This window comes from Dictyobacter aurantiacus, assembly GCF_003967515.1.
GTDB lineage: Bacteria > Chloroflexota > Ktedonobacteria > Ktedonobacterales > Ktedonobacteraceae > Dictyobacter > Dictyobacter aurantiacus.
In genome coordinates, this window is sequence record NZ_BIFQ01000002.1 from 1,533,420 (window position 1) to 1,547,683 (window position 14,264).

At 52.5% G+C, this 14,264-nt stretch carries 12 protein-coding genes; 3 read left to right on the forward strand and 9 right to left on the reverse strand.

The window, feature by feature from the left end:
- Nucleotides 1-109: 109 nt before the first annotated feature.
- On the forward strand, nt 110-1,006 hold the full coding sequence (locus tag KTT_RS31020; protein WP_126601541.1) for a polyprenol monophosphomannose synthase: 897 nt from the start codon (nt 110-112) through the stop codon (nt 1,004-1,006).
- Nucleotides 1,007-1,099: 93 nt separating this feature from the next.
- Here the strand turns inward: KTT_RS31020 and KTT_RS31025 are convergent, their stop codons facing one another.
- From KTT_RS31025 to KTT_RS31050, 6 genes are all read right to left on the reverse strand, one after another.
- Nucleotides 1,100-2,071 (reverse strand): TIGR03560 family F420-dependent LLM class oxidoreductase, encoded by a 972-nt coding sequence (locus KTT_RS31025; RefSeq protein WP_126601542.1) that lies wholly within the window; start codon nt 2,069-2,071, stop codon nt 1,100-1,102.
- A 129-nt stretch (nt 2,072-2,200) separates the two neighbouring features.
- On the reverse strand, nt 2,201-2,908 hold the full coding sequence (locus KTT_RS31030) for a hypothetical protein (protein WP_126601543.1): 708 nt from the start codon (nt 2,906-2,908) through the stop codon (nt 2,201-2,203).
- 75 nt (nt 2,909-2,983) lie between these two features.
- Nucleotides 2,984-4,540 carry an amidohydrolase family protein gene (locus tag KTT_RS31035; protein WP_126601544.1) on the reverse strand — a complete coding sequence of 519 codons (1,557 nt, stop codon included), beginning with the start codon at nt 4,538-4,540 and terminating at the stop codon, nt 2,984-2,986.
- Nucleotides 4,541-4,636: 96 nt separating this feature from the next.
- Entirely contained in the window at nt 4,637-6,109 is a 1,473-nt protein-coding gene (locus tag KTT_RS31040; RefSeq protein WP_160146253.1) for a protein kinase family protein, read from the reverse strand.
- Between the two features lie 130 nt (nt 6,110-6,239).
- The gene (locus KTT_RS31045) at nt 6,240-8,432 is read right to left on the reverse strand and encodes a hypothetical protein (RefSeq protein WP_126601546.1); all 2,193 of its coding nucleotides are present in this window, start codon (nt 8,430-8,432) and stop codon (nt 6,240-6,242) included.
- Nucleotides 8,433-8,467: 35 nt separating this feature from the next.
- Nucleotides 8,468-9,070 (reverse strand): hypothetical protein, encoded by a 603-nt coding sequence (locus KTT_RS31050; RefSeq protein ID WP_126601547.1) that lies wholly within the window; start codon nt 9,068-9,070, stop codon nt 8,468-8,470.
- 954 nt (nt 9,071-10,024) lie between these two features.
- On the opposite strand from KTT_RS31050, the gene KTT_RS36330 reads away from it, so the two are divergent.
- Nucleotides 10,025-10,201, forward strand: coding sequence for a hypothetical protein (locus tag KTT_RS36330; protein ID WP_160146254.1), 177 nt, complete (start codon nt 10,025-10,027; stop codon nt 10,199-10,201).
- A gap of 37 nt (nt 10,202-10,238) precedes the next feature.
- Here the strand turns inward: KTT_RS36330 and KTT_RS31055 are convergent, their stop codons facing one another.
- From KTT_RS31055 to KTT_RS31065, 3 genes are all read right to left on the reverse strand, one after another.
- The gene (locus KTT_RS31055) at nt 10,239-11,132 is read right to left on the reverse strand and encodes a DUF2785 domain-containing protein (protein WP_126601548.1); all 894 of its coding nucleotides are present in this window, start codon (nt 11,130-11,132) and stop codon (nt 10,239-10,241) included.
- A 587-nt stretch (nt 11,133-11,719) separates the two neighbouring features.
- Complete coding sequence (locus KTT_RS31060; protein WP_126601549.1) at nt 11,720-12,190, reverse strand: transposase; 471 nt, start codon at nt 12,188-12,190, stop codon at nt 11,720-11,722.
- A 4-nt stretch (nt 12,191-12,194) separates the two neighbouring features.
- Nucleotides 12,195-13,781, reverse strand: a complete 1,587-nt coding sequence (locus KTT_RS31065) for a helix-turn-helix domain-containing protein (protein ID WP_126601550.1) — start codon at nt 13,779-13,781, stop codon at nt 12,195-12,197.
- Between the two features lie 205 nt (nt 13,782-13,986).
- Here KTT_RS31065 and KTT_RS31070 point away from each other — a divergent pair, with 205 nt between their 5' ends.
- Nucleotides 13,987-14,190: an MbtH family protein gene (locus KTT_RS31070; RefSeq protein WP_126601551.1), complete on the forward strand. Its 204-nt coding sequence runs from the start codon at nt 13,987-13,989 to the stop codon at nt 14,188-14,190.
- The last annotated feature ends 74 nt before the right edge of the window (nt 14,191-14,264 follow it).

A 14,264-nucleotide genomic window follows, 5' to 3' on the forward strand; every position in this document is an offset into this window, starting at 1 on the left:
AGGAAAATTTGGACGCAACGGTACACTTTGTTGTGTAGCTGAATAGGTCTGTTTAACGTTGTGTGAACAGAAACCTGAATTTAAACCAGCAGCAGCAAAAAGGAAGATCATGAAAACGTTAATTATCATTCCAACATATAATGAAGCTGAAAACCTGCCCTCATTACTCCATGGTATTTTTGCCTATGTCCCTGAGACAGATGTGCTGGTGGTGGATGATCATTCGCCGGATGGGACGGGCCAGCTAGTGGAGGAGATGAGCAAGCAGGATGGGCGGATTCATTGTATGCACCGGCCGGGCAAGCTGGGTCTGGGCACGGCATACATCGCTGGCTTCAAGTATGCGATCAGCCATCGCTATGATGCCGCCTTTGAGATGGATGCGGATTTCTCCCATGATCCACAGCACCTGCCGGCTTTTCTAAGCGCCATCAAAGACGCCGATCTGGTGATCGGTTCGCGCTATATTCCTGGTGGGAGTACGCCCAACTGGTCGCTGCTGCGCCGCCTGATCAGTAGTAGCGGCAATATCTTCGCCCGCGCCGTGCTGCGTCTTCCGGTGCGCGATTGTACCGGTGGTTTTCGTTGCTATCGCCGCGAGGTGTTAGAGGCTATCGGCCTGGATAGCGTTCAATCACGCGGCTATGCCTTCCAGGTGGAGATGACGTACCGGGTCTTGAATAAGGGTTTCACCGTGGCCGAAACGCCCATCATATTCGTCGATCGCCGGCTGGGCCAGTCCAAGATGTCGCGCAGCATCGTGTTGGAGGCCTTTACTTACGTTTTACGCACGCGTCTCATCAGCTTGCTACCCGGTCACGCGAGTACGCGGGTCCGTTATGTGCATCGCATCCTGCCACCATCGCCTCTGCCTCCACGCATTGATGCACCACGACCACAAATTTCCATGCAGGCGGAAAGGGAGTTCCAACCAGAGCAGATAGCAGCAAACCCGCGGAAAACTGTCCCTTTTGCGATCCCACGCCGCCCAACGCGACATCTATAGAGCTGCAAGCCTACGGTGTTTCCAACAAGTGAGCATAGTGTGCGGCCACTGCACACAGTGGCCGCACACTATGCTCGATTAATATATTCTCAATTATAAAGTAGACAGGCGTGGCAGCACGCTGCTGGCGAATGCGCGCAATCCCTCGATATCCTCAAAATCAAACCACTGCAGCATAATTTCCTGCGCACCGGCCTCCACATAGGCCTGAAGCTGCTGCACAATCTGATCCGGCGTACCAATGACAGATGTATTGGCCGCGACCAGGCGCTGAACCAGCTCATCAACTTCCAGACCGGCAAACTCTGGATCTTTCTGGCGATATTGATCGAGCTTGCGCCCCAATTCCGCTTTATCGCGGGCAAAGATCAGACCATGCATCACTGTGCGCTTGACTGCATCCGGTTGGCGTCCCTCCTGCTGGAGCAGGGTATCCAGGATTTGAGAGCGTTCTTTGAAATCAGCGGGCGTCAGAAAGACGGCGTTCCAGATATCGGCATAGCGCGCGGCCAGCGGGAGCGTTCGTTTGATGCCGTTGCCGCCAATCATGATGCGTGGACCACCGGGTCGCTGGGGACGGGGCAGCAGCGTAGCGCCGCGCACCTGAAAGAAGCGTCCCTCAAAAGTGACTGGCTCGTCGCTGCGCAGCAGACGCGTCACCACCTCCAGTGCCTCCTCAAAGCGGGCCATGCGCGTCTTCACATCACCTAATGGGTGACCAAATAGATGGTGCTCGCGTTCCTGCCAGCCGGCGCCCAGACCCAGGATCATGCGTCCATTGCTCAGGTCATCAATGGCCGCAGCCTGCCGGGCCAGCATGGTTGGCTCGCGGAAGGATACCGGCGCCACCAGCGGACCGAAATGGACCTGTTGTGTCCGATCTGCCAGGTACGCCAGCGAAATAATCATCTCCAGCGAATCTAAATCGGGTGGATTGGGATTCGTATAATGGTCCGAACGAAAGAGCCCGGCGAAGCCAAGCTGATCAACCTCCGCCGCCAACCGCTTCCAATATGGCCAGTTCAGCCCATTCTGGCCCTCGATCATGATCGAGATCTCTACCATCGTCGATTACCCTCAATTCTTTGATGTGGTGTCACTCTATAATCAATGCAACAACAACGGCAAATAAAATAATCCCGCTTTTCTCCGATGGGAAAAAAGCGGGCTGGTTTTTTATCGGGCCGAGAGAGATTAGCGCAGGGCATCGCGAATGGTCAGGCCGAAGCGCTCAACGATAGGCGTCAGGGTTGAGAGCAGGATTGAGCCGATGACCAGCACAATGATGATGTTGACGCCTGACCAGGTGACCCAACCGGGAATAAAGGCGTTCGCTGGCTCCTGGCCTGTCAGCAGCAGCACCAGGTTGCCATAGAGGCCACCGATGATATTGTTCGGGATGACGGCGCACAGCAAGAAAAAGATAAAGCCGCGCAGCGTGAAGACATCCTTGCCGACCGGGCTGACGCCGAAGCGATAGGCCAGGAAACGATAGAGCAGCATCGGGATGCACAGCTGGATGAAGTCGGCGGCACCGAACGGGATCGCCACCAGCACCGGAATGCCAGAGAGCAGGCCCGCGCCCACAAAGTTGCCGATATAGGCGATGACGAAGGCCCAGCCGCCAAACCAGAGAGCGAAGGGCAGGCCAAAGCCGATCGCGATAAATATGGTACTTACGCCAAATGCGGGTCCCGGCAATGTGACCACACCGAGCCAGGACAGGACGGTATAGACCGCCGTCGCCACCGCCACCGCCACCAGTTGAGATAGGCTTGGCCAGCCGGTGAAGCGGAACGTATAGCGAATGCTGGTCGATGCACTGCCCTCGATTGCCGGTGGCTCATCTGGATAATTGCGGTTCACCTCAACATTATCTGACCGTTTCAATGAATCTTCCATCTGAAAAATCCTTCCTTAAACATAGAGTGAAGATACTCTAAAATACCGATACCTGTTATAAAGAACTCCTGGATGTTATTTTTTCTGTAGAAACAGCTGACGTAATGTGTCGAGCTGCGCGAGAATTTCGTTGGTATGGGCGAGCAACGTCTGTGAATCTGGTGCCTGTGCCATGGCGAAGCGACATTGCTCGCGAATTTCCTGGCGCAGGGCCGCCTCATCAACGTTGAGCATCTTCCCCTGCTCGACCACGATCTCACCATTGACGATCACGCCATCGATGGCTGTACCGTGTTCACAATAAATTAAATGCAGGTAGGGATCGCGCAACGGCACGAAGGCATCCGCATCCAGGTCCAATAAGATCAGATCCGCCAGTTGCCGCTCCTCAATGCGCCCCAGCTCTCCCGGCAGACCCAGGGCGGTCGCTCCGCCCTCCGTCGCCGCCTGCAAGATGGTCGCTGGTTGCGGCCAGCGGCGATAATCTATCTGGGGCAGATTATGCATCAGCCCTGTGAGCTTGAGCACATCAAACATATTCTGGCGATCATTGCTGGCCGAACCATCGCTGCCCAGCGCGATATTGACCCCCTGGTCCAGCGCATCCGAGAGGGGAAAACGACCACTGCCCAGGCGCAGATTGCTGATCGGATTATGCACCACCGTCGTGCCGGTGCGCGACAGGATCTTCAGATCGCCGGGGTCCAGCCAGATCGTATGCGCCAGCGACGTGCCGGGTCGCAGGAGCCCCATCTGTTCCAGGTAGCGAATGCCTCCCTGCCCCAGGGTCTCATGAATCACCGCCGCCTGCAGCTCGGTCTCAACCGCGTGCAGATGCATGCCGGTCTGGTAGCGTTCCGTGAGATTCAGGCACGCCTCCAATAGCTGGGGGCTACACCAGTGGATACCGCTGGGACCCGTGAAGCAGCGCAGGCGCCCATTGGCGCTATTATCCCAGGTGGCGATAAATTGCTCCAGCACCTCGAGTTGAACCTCGATCGGCTCCCAATCGGCGAAGCGGTCGGTAAAGGGATGGCCCGGAAAATGCAGGCCGTATCTGGTGCCGGCCTCCAATACCAGGTCGCGATCCTCAATGGATGGGGCGACGGCGGCCCGGATGCCCGCATCATGGTATGCATGCATTGTAGCATCCAGGTACTCGCCGGCGACACCCGCGCTGGTCCAGAGATGGTCCAGCACGGCGGTGGTGCCCGTCTTGAGCATTTCGAGCGCGCCCAGCAAGGTGCTGAGATAGACCAGGTGCGGTGACCATTCAATGGAGTTGCCAAATAGCGGTACCAACCACAGCTCCAATGGCAGCGATGGAGAGGTTGCTTTCAGCAAATTCTCCAGCGAATGCGTATGAGCATTAATCAGGCCCGGCAGGACTAAACGATTTTTCCCTGTAATGATTTTATCGAGGTGTAGTGGATTCAACGAGAGCGTACCGCTGGGACCAACCGCGGCGATATAGCGACCAATGATCAAGATATCCTGATCATGCAGTAGCTTGTCTGGTTCGTTCGGAGCCAGGATCGTACAGCCCCGAATTAAGAGATGGCGCAGATGGGTCTGTTGATAATAGTGGTCAACTTCATCTTTACGCAATTGTTCCCTGGTCAATGTCTGCATATAAAAAACTCCTCCGCATTCTCTACTTATCCACCACTCTATGCCCGCGAAAAACGCAGAGCATGGAGGGCGCGGATAAGCAGGAGATAGAGTCTGTCAGGACGAGCGCAGTTGATCGGCGCGATCGTAACAATCGAGTGCCTCCTGATGGCGGCCCAGGGCATCGAGAACAGTACCCCGGTTGAGCCAGATTTGTGGATCGTTCGGGTTGATATGCATGGCCTGCTCATAGGCCATCAGTGCCTCTTTATAGCGTTCGAGCGCGAAATAGGTATCGCCTAGAGCAAGCCAGATCGATGCTTTGCCGGCGTTGATCTCGATAGCGCGGTGGTAGGCTTTGAGCGCCTCATCGTACTCGCGCATCGTAAATAACTTATCGCCGCGCTTCTCCCAATCGGCAGGAGTCAATGGCATGGCGGGTGTAATCGGCGTCGCCGGTAAGGCCGGGGTTAGCGGCCCTGATGGGAAAGCTGGCAATGGAGTCAATGGCGCGCTGTTACGTCGTCCACTGCCACGATCGAAGCTTGATGATGATATACCAGATGGTGTCGCTGCAAGCCTTGTGCCAGCGATCTGTGGCTGCTTAAACTGCTGGCTGACCGGCATTTGAACGGGTCGTGATGTCAGGGTCACCATATCCTGTATGAGCAACTGCAGAGAAGGGTAACGACGCTCAGGTTTGGGATGCAGGGCCCGACTCAGGATGGGCAACAATGGCTCGTACTCCTGCGCTGGCAGTGTTTGCGGCAACAATTGCTGACAGAGGGCCGCAAACATATATTGATCGCTGGCCGCGCTGACCGCGTTCCAATATGCCTGGGCATTGCCCTGCTGGCTGGCCTGGGCCGCCATGTACAGTTCCGGGGCCAGGTATGGCGCCGGTGGAGGCTGCAGGCGAGCCAGCCCGAAGTCAGCTACCCAGACGCGCTCATAGCTGGAAAACAGGATATTGCCCGGAACCAGCGCGCCATGGGCCAGCCCACGCGCATGGGCCGCCGTCAGGGCGGAGCCGATCTGTTGCAAGACATGCATCACCAGCGCGCGTGGTGAGCCCCCCTGCTGGTAGATCGCCTGCTGATTTTCGCTGTTTTGCAGATAGGCCACAAAATGCCTGAGCGCGCCAGGGATATACTGGCAGAGTGTCAGCAGGTACAGATTGGTCGAGCCAGAAGATGATCGCTCGAAGTGAGCGCCGCTTCCACCATCTAGCTGTTCCGAGGACCAGGTACTGCAACTGAAAACCGAGAGAATAGAATTGTGGCGCAACGCCGTCGTTACGCGCACCTCGCGTCGGGCCGCCTCCCATAGTTCAGGATTGGCCGTATAGGCCGGAAACAGCTTGATCGCCACCGGCTGACCAGAGCGCTGATGTATTGCCTGATACGCATGGCCACTCCTTCCAGTCCCCAGAAGTTTACGAACCTCGTAGATCCCCAGTGTGGTATGGGCTGCCAGGGCGCCACATACGCTACAGATAACCTCCCCCGGCCGCAACGCGTGCGAAGGATGTCCCAGACAAAACAGAGCCCCCGATCCCGCCCGCGGCTCGTATTGTGTATTTTGATCCATCTTGTTCGGCCTCTCTTCTGAGTTCAGGAAATTTTCGTGCCACATATGAACCGGGTGAAGGGAGAAGGTGTGCACATCGGTGATGGAACGCTGCCAATGTGTATGAACCTTCTCCTTTCGCAACGCCAATCTACTCGTCTAACGGTAATTGGTCCATGTGATGCGACTGGTAAAAGTGCTGGCTGAGCTCGCTATGTCCATTGTGCCGCAAGGCCTGTGAATGACCCTGGTGTGGAGGGAGCAGCGAACGTATTTCATGGGCCGCATCGGTGATCGGGCGCTGGCTGTGCGCCTGTGGCTTCTGATGAGTATCGTTCTCGTTACTCTGTGCCGAAGCCTCGTTGCGTGTCGTGATCTGCGACACCTGCCCTACCAGGTTATGTTGCTGTTCCGCCAGTAGATCCACCTCGCGAATGACGCGATCCAGTACCATGCGTTCAAAGCTGGCATTTACCTCGGTTTTAAAGAGATTGGAGTGCTTGATCTCAGTCAATGCCTCGTGGATACGACGTGTCAGATTGCTGATAGAATCCAGGGCGGCTCCAATCCGTCTCCACTGACCCTCCTGCCGACGCTGAATGTGGGCCAGTCCCAGATAGACTGAACGCAGCTCGGGCGCACCCTGTGGCATCTGCTGATTGGGTCCCCATGGAGGAAGTCCCTGCCCGAGGCGGTCCACCCCTTCCTGCAATACCCGGCACTCCTGGGTCATCTGATCATATTTGGCGCCGCGCTGTGACAGGGCGCTGATACGATCCAGCATCAGATTCAAGCTGATAGCGATCGGCAGCAGGGGTCCGCTGACCGTTGGGGCGCGTGCCACAATATCGCCACGGGCAACCCGGGCATGGACGTCGCGCAGGGCTGCGATCCCCTGTTCCATCAACAACTTCTCCTGTGCGTCGCGCGTCGCCTCATCGGCCTCGCGCCGCGTCACCTGCAGTTCGCGCCTGGAGATGACCAGTTCGCCACGCATCTGCATCGTCAGGCGATTATTCTCCAGCAATGTCATGGCCTGGCGCGCGATCACGATCAAGATCAGCAGCAGCGCCACGATATCGGCCTGGATGAGTGTGATACCACCACGAGGCGCGATATTGGTCAACAGAATGGCGCAGGTTGCCAGGACCAGGATAAAGGGAGCGATCGTCTGTGCCGTCATACTGATCTGGGTCAGGCGATTGGGAGTCAGACCTGAACTTCCCGGCAGCCGGAGATTCTTCAGGCGTTCCTCCTGTTCCTGTTCCCGAGCCACGCTGCGTGGATACTCGATGGCCGCCAATCCGATCAGAGCAAGGCTCAGTGGCCACAGCACATCCTGCAGCGTGCCCGTATTGAAGTTATTCGACAGGCTGTAGAACGCCAGCAAACTATCGGTGATAGCCAGGAAGAAGAGCCCCAGGCACAGGAGGATAAAGACCGGTTGTTGCGCCCGACTGGCCAGTGGGCTGAACATCAGGAAGGCGCCGATCGCCACCAGGAACAGATCTCCGGTTGGGAAGTAGATTGAAAGGAATGCAGCGCCCGTGCTGGGAGCCTGTGCCAGGCCGGAGATGAGTGGGCTCAACAGGAAGAACCAGGAGAGAGCCAGTGCTGTTCCAATAACCGCCAGGGCATCCAGAAGCAGGCGTACCCGGCCAACCGACGCCTTATTGCGCCGCGTCAGAAACAGCGTGCCCAGCAGAAAGAAAGGATATGATCCCACAAACCCGATATCATAGATGCCGGGAAATGGCACATCGGCACTATTCATGCGGATATCATAGCTGGTCCAGACAGCCTGGCCGCTGGCATACAGGGCGATGCCACAGGCCAGCAGTGACCAGGCCATAAACGCCCGCCGAGCCGCCTGCGCCTCATTATGAATAGTGGCCAGTTCATTGGGGGAGTACCGACCAGTCTTGCTCTCAAGCAACTGACGACGCAATTGATTGGAAACTTTATACAGACGTAAAGCAATACGGGTACAGAAAACCAGACCTATGCCCTCACCAACAAACTGGAAGATATCTGAAGCGCTCTTGAGAAAGAAGCTCTTCCCGGGAACCTGGCCGAACAGGACCATCGAGACCAGAAAGAGCGAGAAGGCCGCCGAAAAGACCAGCACGATCCAGGGTCCGCTATGTTCTGCCCAGAAGTCGCGTGCCAGCGCTTCGCCATGAAAGAAGGAGGTATGCCTCTCATTTGCCTTGCGCTGACCCATCCCCTGCATCTGCTCCTGATGAAAGCCCGCTTCCATGCCTTGCATCATAGGATGAGGGGTTTGTGGGCCCGCGGACCCACCCAGGTAGCCCGAAAACTGAGATGCCTCATTGTATGCCATAAACGATCCTCTCAGACTACGTACGTATACACTATCTACAAGCTTACTTTGTCTGGACCCAGGCCCGCGTATCGCCCCGCACGGCTGAGCATCAGACCCAGGAAGGTCAGCCAGAAAACGATCAGCACACCAATATCTGGTGGACCCTGCCCCAAGAAACCAGCGAACAGACCCATGCCCATACAGCCCAGAGCCGTCAGGCACATACCTATCAGGCAAGAAAGCGTGGTAAACACTCCACAAATAAGACAGATCCCCAGGCAGATTTCCGCCAGCAGCAGGGTGGTGATGAACGCCTGCGTCTGCAACTGTGCCAGCCCGAACCACCAGGAGAACCAGGTGGATACCAGCGGTATATGTCCCGCGGCGGCATGGGACAGCAGCGAGAGATACCCAGCGGTGAAGGAACCACGCCATTTCACCCAGGCATCACCCAGGCAAAGGCCGCCGCAGAGGACGCGCAGCAGGGCAACGATGCGCCAGCGCCATAGTTCCAGCGTTCGTCCCTTATGCGCGACAGCCGCTATGCGGGGAGCTGGCGTATAGGCCTTAGCGCCCAGGCCAGGAACAACGTGCGATCGCATCGCGTCTGGCTGCCTGCTCTGCTCTAACTGTAAAACCGACCTATTCTTGACCACATAGACTCCCTTTGCATGCCGCTCTCTCATGCATCAGAGGCGCAATCCATAAACGATACAGCTACAGGTACAAAATCTATGATGAGTATAGAGTGTCGAGCTTTCGATCATCTCCCACGATTCTTCCCCAATTTTCCTCTCTTAATGCCGCTTTAATACGAGGTTCTGGCCATAATCATGCTATGTGCAAAACAGGCACAGCCATTGTCATCAGCAAAAGGGATAGCTTTGGGATAGTTGCCTTGCAGGAATAAGAAAAAAAGATGTTGTACATAGGTGTGGCACTATTTCTATGCGCACGCAAGCGGAAAACAGAGGAAACAAACGAGGATGTCTTTGCAAATTGACTGCAATGTCTTGTACAAAAGACTGCAATGGCAGTACAAAACTGATATGGTCTTATACCAGTCTTACCAATCTCACTTCAACGAAGGGAACACAGAGGATGTCTTTTCTAGGAATCCAAGCTCAAAAGTGCATGCGTACCGGCGCGCCATGATACGTCTTCAACCGTCTTGTTCGGCAAAATTGGCTGTCAACTTGGGGTTCTCCACTAAGTTCCGTGTAAACAGCGTCTTTCTGACAGCTATTTCAAACTGGAAGACGAGATGTGGATCCCACAGATCGTCGATGATCTGACCTTGGGACGGCGCTCAGCGCGAAAACCTTTCGAGAAAACTTCTGGCATCCGGCCTGCCAGGCAGCAGGGATCGAGGTCGATATTCATCAATGTCAGCATTGGTATGTGACCATGGCGGTTCGGCAGATCCACGAGACTGCCACCGCTGAAGGCGAAGTGAAGCGGCGTCTGCGGGAACTCATTGAGTACATAAATGGAAACAAGGCTGGCAGACCATGGAAGCCTACCAGCACTACTTTGCTGCCACTCGTCACGCCGATATTCAGGATGCTCTTCATCGAAAGATGGCCGAAGAGGTCAGGTGAACCCTGTACGTGCGGCTTCAACCAACTGGACGACCCTCCCAGCTCTCTCGCTTTGCTCAACCAGTTGATGAGCTTTTTGCACAGGCGGTCCTGGACGGAGATGACCCGGACTTTGCTTTCCTGCGCAGTTTGGGAGGAGGAAACCATGCCTCAATGATTGACCGTTCACACCTTGAGATGGTGTAAGCTGATGAATATCAATCATAATTGATCCTCAACTTGGTTAACACCAAGCACGTATCTGCGAAAGAGTGTGTTCAACCAATGGTAAGAGTTCATCTGATACCGGGGGACGATGCTCAACTAAATTCAGATTAGCAAAACCGGGAGAGCGTAATTGAAAAAAAAGACTGCGCAGGAAATGCTTGGTATTGTGTCGTGCACAGGTTTCTGCTTTATTCCTGACAACTTCCATCATTTTCCCATCTAAATCTGCGTTCCAAGCAATACGCCCTCTGGGATGTATCAGCATTTCTAACCACATTGTCAGAAAAGAAAAGCCGAGCAGATTGCGCTGAAGCACACTCATAACGGCACGTACCAAGCGCTCATCCTCATCGAAAAGGTAAGTGTCGTCAATGGGTGCTGTGATTTTTTTTCCGATAGCATCCATAATACGCATAAGACCAGTGGTCGAGACAAATTGGTGTTGCGATAGGACCCATAAGAAATCTGAGCTATGTGCAACGGCGTGCGCCCATCCTTTTCCGGGTTCATAACCACGCACATCTTTTTCCAAAAGAAAATAATCGAGTGCTTGATCGAGAAGTTGCTGTACCTCAGCTTCTGAGAGGATAGACTGAGTCAAGTCGTAACACACAATCTCTGTTAAAATCAGCACAGAAAAGGAGCGTAAGAAGACAGTGTCACTCTGTTGTTCATCTAAACCGATAGTAAGATTATACAGCAGCTGCGTTGCCATCTTCTGAATGTCTGGGTAAGAGTAATTGCCTCTACCAATCCATTCACACAAAATCATATACGCCAGTTCTTCACGAAGTTCAGAATCAGTCGATCCTAGATAAGATAGTAACTCAGGTGTGAGGGTGGCGATCGAATATGGAGATGGTACAGCATACTCGTCCTCTATAATATTATGCCAAAATGCTTTGTCCATAAAATCTCCTTTAAGTGCATCTTGCTATTTGATAGAAGATGCAAAAGCAACAGCATCGATAGGCCAAGAGGATGCGCAACATACACGTTGAATAGATTTCCTATGCAAGGAATTACACAACTTGCAGCTCCAACAGTCGAACAATGATCTGCACTCATGGTAGGGCCACATTATCGGTGAAGAGCTTCTAGAAAATCTCGAGCATGAGCTCACATAAGCAGACCTTTCGCCATTTACTGTGGCTCTCCTGCACCCATATTCCCAGCAATTTTGCTGCCATTTTCCTAAAGAACTTTTCCATCCCCTATCAAGGATTTCACTACCTTGCTACATCAAAAGCACTAAAAAGACCAGAATCACTTAATCGATCATTACAACCTTAACTAATGTTTACCCTCATCTATAAACGATGATGCGAATCCGTCGTTTTGGCGACGAAGCGTTTCTTCAGATGGCATAAGAACGACTCTGCACGCATAATCCGCAGCACCCGTTTGTGATTGACGAACTGCCCCTACCGATGCAATGCCCGCGTTACTCGTCAATAGCCATACCCAGGGAACTCCAGAGTGATGTAGTCAATCTCATCACGTAGTACCAACTCTGGCTGATTCTAAAGAGATTACACAGCCGTTGAACCGAAAGCTGGGGTGTAATTGATGGGTTTGGACAATCATCGCAGGTCGCTCCTGGATCTCAAAGCCTGCAATGTTTTTTAGCACAGCGCTCTCCAGAGCCAACTGCCCGCAGAATTGCTCTAATTCAGCAATGCGCGCCGCTTCTGCGGTGGCTACAGGTGTTTGGAACTGGAAAGCAGCTTCTCTGTGTTCCTGGTACTCCTTGCGCCAGCGCGATAACACACTCTCGGCCGGGTCCTGTTCACGGCAGACCTGGCCGGACTGTTCCTCTCCAGAAACGACTTGTCGAACCACCTCCAATTTAAACTCAGGACTGTGCTGGCGTTTGTGCATCCTCTCTTCACCTTTGCTTGTGCTGTCCTTAGTCCACTCTATTTTGGAGAAGGTGACTTTCTTCACTGTCCGGCCTTGAGGGTCCATGACTTCAATCCAACATTTGTTTTCTCATCTCTACAGCTTGTTTCGATAAAAGTTCTGCTTCTTGATATTTTGATCGCTCAGTGAAATACAGTCCCGTTTTAAATAACAATGTTTCCAACTCTTTATTCGACTGCATCCAAGGCATAGCATACTTTGTACATTGAAGGGCATGGGGGACTAACCGCTCGCACTCCTTCCAGGTTGCATGGTTTTTGGCATCTGGGAAAATCCTCTGAACGGCAGTGATAACTTGCCTTATCCGTTCCTCACGTTTCTGTTCAGGTAGAGTATCTTGCAACACCGCTTGTACTAGTTTATGCATACTCAAGGTCTTGGTCCTCGGATCTCTGTGAATTAAGGAATGGGTTCTCAACTCCGCTATTGCTTCATCTAAAAGCCAAGGACTGGTAACAAGTATTTGCAAGGGTTTACTACAGTGAACAAATCCTAGTGTGAATATTTCTTCTGGAATGGCATTGAGAGCTAGAAAAGCACATAGTTGTAACACCTCAGTTGCAACTACATTTTTCTGTTCTATCTGTTGAAATGACAACGACAATGTGGCCTCTACAGATGCAGGATGTCCTTGACTACTATATCCACGATGCTTTAAGAACTTTAATCTTTGTTGTTTATACCATTGCAGGTAGTCCGATAGAGTGCATTGAGTCTCTTCAATGTATGTTCCTGCCTGGTCGAGTGCTAAAGGCAACCCATCCATAGCTTCTACGATTTTGTGGGCAGCTGACACTTCTGCAGTTGAAAGGAATTTAGAAGGTCTACCTGGCTGAAATAATTTGCTTCTTTGCAACAAAAAGGTCAGGCTTTCTTCCGCACTCATCGATTCCACAAGAATCTGTTGGGCGGCAGTTCCGATAGCCTGTAAACGTGAGGTTACTAAAAGAGACCCTTGATGGATGCTGGAAAGAAAGGGGGAAAGACAGGTGAGGTCTTCTACACCATCGAAGATGAGCAACCAATCTCTTTGTCCTCGGAGCCAGCGTGTAATCGCACGAATTATCTTATGTTGATCTGGCCCATTTTTCTCAGGCAAATTCAACACTTCTGCAGTAGAGAGACAACTACAAAATAAAGCCTCATCAGTTTCTGCGCTGATCCAAAGAACAGCCCTATATTCAGATGAGTAGCGATATGCGTATTCCAGTGCTATTTGCGTTTTACCAATGCCACCCAAACCAGACAGCATATGCAATTGAGATTGACCCTGGTCAGGCTGAGAATGAGCATGCAATCTTTCATGTAATTGATCCAAAATACTTTCGCGTCCAGTAAAGAACGCATTACGCATATGCGGCACATGCCACAAAGAAGCAGAACACGACTCAGAAAGATGATGCTCACCCTTTGCTGTAAGGGGGTTTTCCGGGGAAATCTGCAGTACTTCTGCTAAACGATTCAAATAATATTGTCGAGGAATAGCTTTATTCCGTTCCCAGCGACTAATGCTTTGGGACGTGGTGCCTATGGCTTCTGCTAGTGCTTCCTGCGAAAGCGTGAGACGCGTTCGTATTTGAGCTAAATATTCTCCAAAGGATACTTGACGAAATTGTTGTTCTTCGGAAACGCCCATATTTCCCTTTCCCGCAAGGTGGTTAGAAAAAGTGTTCTGAACAAAAAATGTCTAGAAATGTTATGGCCGCCTTCATAATTATAATGTAATATTCTTTGTAAATAAAGGTTAATGCGTAGATAGAGATAAAAATGTCAGCAGGAAGCTGGCGAGTATTTTCCTATTTACAAAGAATACCAATAAAAGATTTGGAAGGCGAAACACAATGAATACTGAAGATTCGCTTGATGCAGTCATTTATAAAGTTGTTGTAAACCATGAGGAGCAATATTCTATTTGGCCTCAGGACCGTGAAAATCCACTCGGGTGGCAAGATATTGGGAAGAGCGGTACAAAAGATGAATGTTTAAGCTATATCAAGGAGATCTGGATCGACATGGTACCATTGAGTTTACGCTCAAAGGCTTAAGAATGTGTCAGACTTTCATGATCATCGCCTGCGACCCGCATGCGTTTTCGATCCTGCTGTGCTCGTGCAGGGGC

What these genes read in the sequence shown, in the direction of transcription:
- KTT_RS31040 (WP_160146253.1), bottom strand. Translation starts at nt 6,109, where the DNA reads ATGGATCAAAATACACAATACGAGCCGCGGGCGGGATCGGGGGCTCTG.
- KTT_RS31045 (WP_126601546.1), bottom strand. Translation starts at nt 8,432, where the DNA reads ATGGCATACAATGAGGCATCTCAGTTTTCGGGCTACCTGGGTGGGTCC.
- KTT_RS31025 (WP_126601542.1), bottom strand. Translation starts at nt 2,071, where the DNA reads ATGGTAGAGATCTCGATCATGATCGAGGGCCAGAATGGGCTGAACTGG.
- KTT_RS31070 (WP_126601551.1), top strand. Translation starts at nt 13,987, where the DNA reads ATGAATACTGAAGATTCGCTTGATGCAGTCATTTATAAAGTTGTTGTA.
- KTT_RS31055 (WP_126601548.1), bottom strand. Translation starts at nt 11,132, where the DNA reads ATGGACAAAGCATTTTGGCATAATATTATAGAGGACGAGTATGCTGTA.
- KTT_RS31035 (WP_126601544.1), bottom strand. Translation starts at nt 4,540, where the DNA reads ATGCAGACATTGACCAGGGAACAATTGCGTAAAGATGAAGTTGACCAC.
- KTT_RS31065 (WP_126601550.1), bottom strand. Translation starts at nt 13,781, where the DNA reads ATGGGCGTTTCCGAAGAACAACAATTTCGTCAAGTATCCTTTGGAGAA.
- KTT_RS31020 (WP_126601541.1), top strand. Translation starts at nt 110, where the DNA reads ATGAAAACGTTAATTATCATTCCAACATATAATGAAGCTGAAAACCTG.
- KTT_RS31030 (WP_126601543.1), bottom strand. Translation starts at nt 2,908, where the DNA reads ATGGAAGATTCATTGAAACGGTCAGATAATGTTGAGGTGAACCGCAAT.
- KTT_RS31060 (WP_126601549.1), bottom strand. Translation starts at nt 12,190, where the DNA reads ATGGACCCTCAAGGCCGGACAGTGAAGAAAGTCACCTTCTCCAAAATA.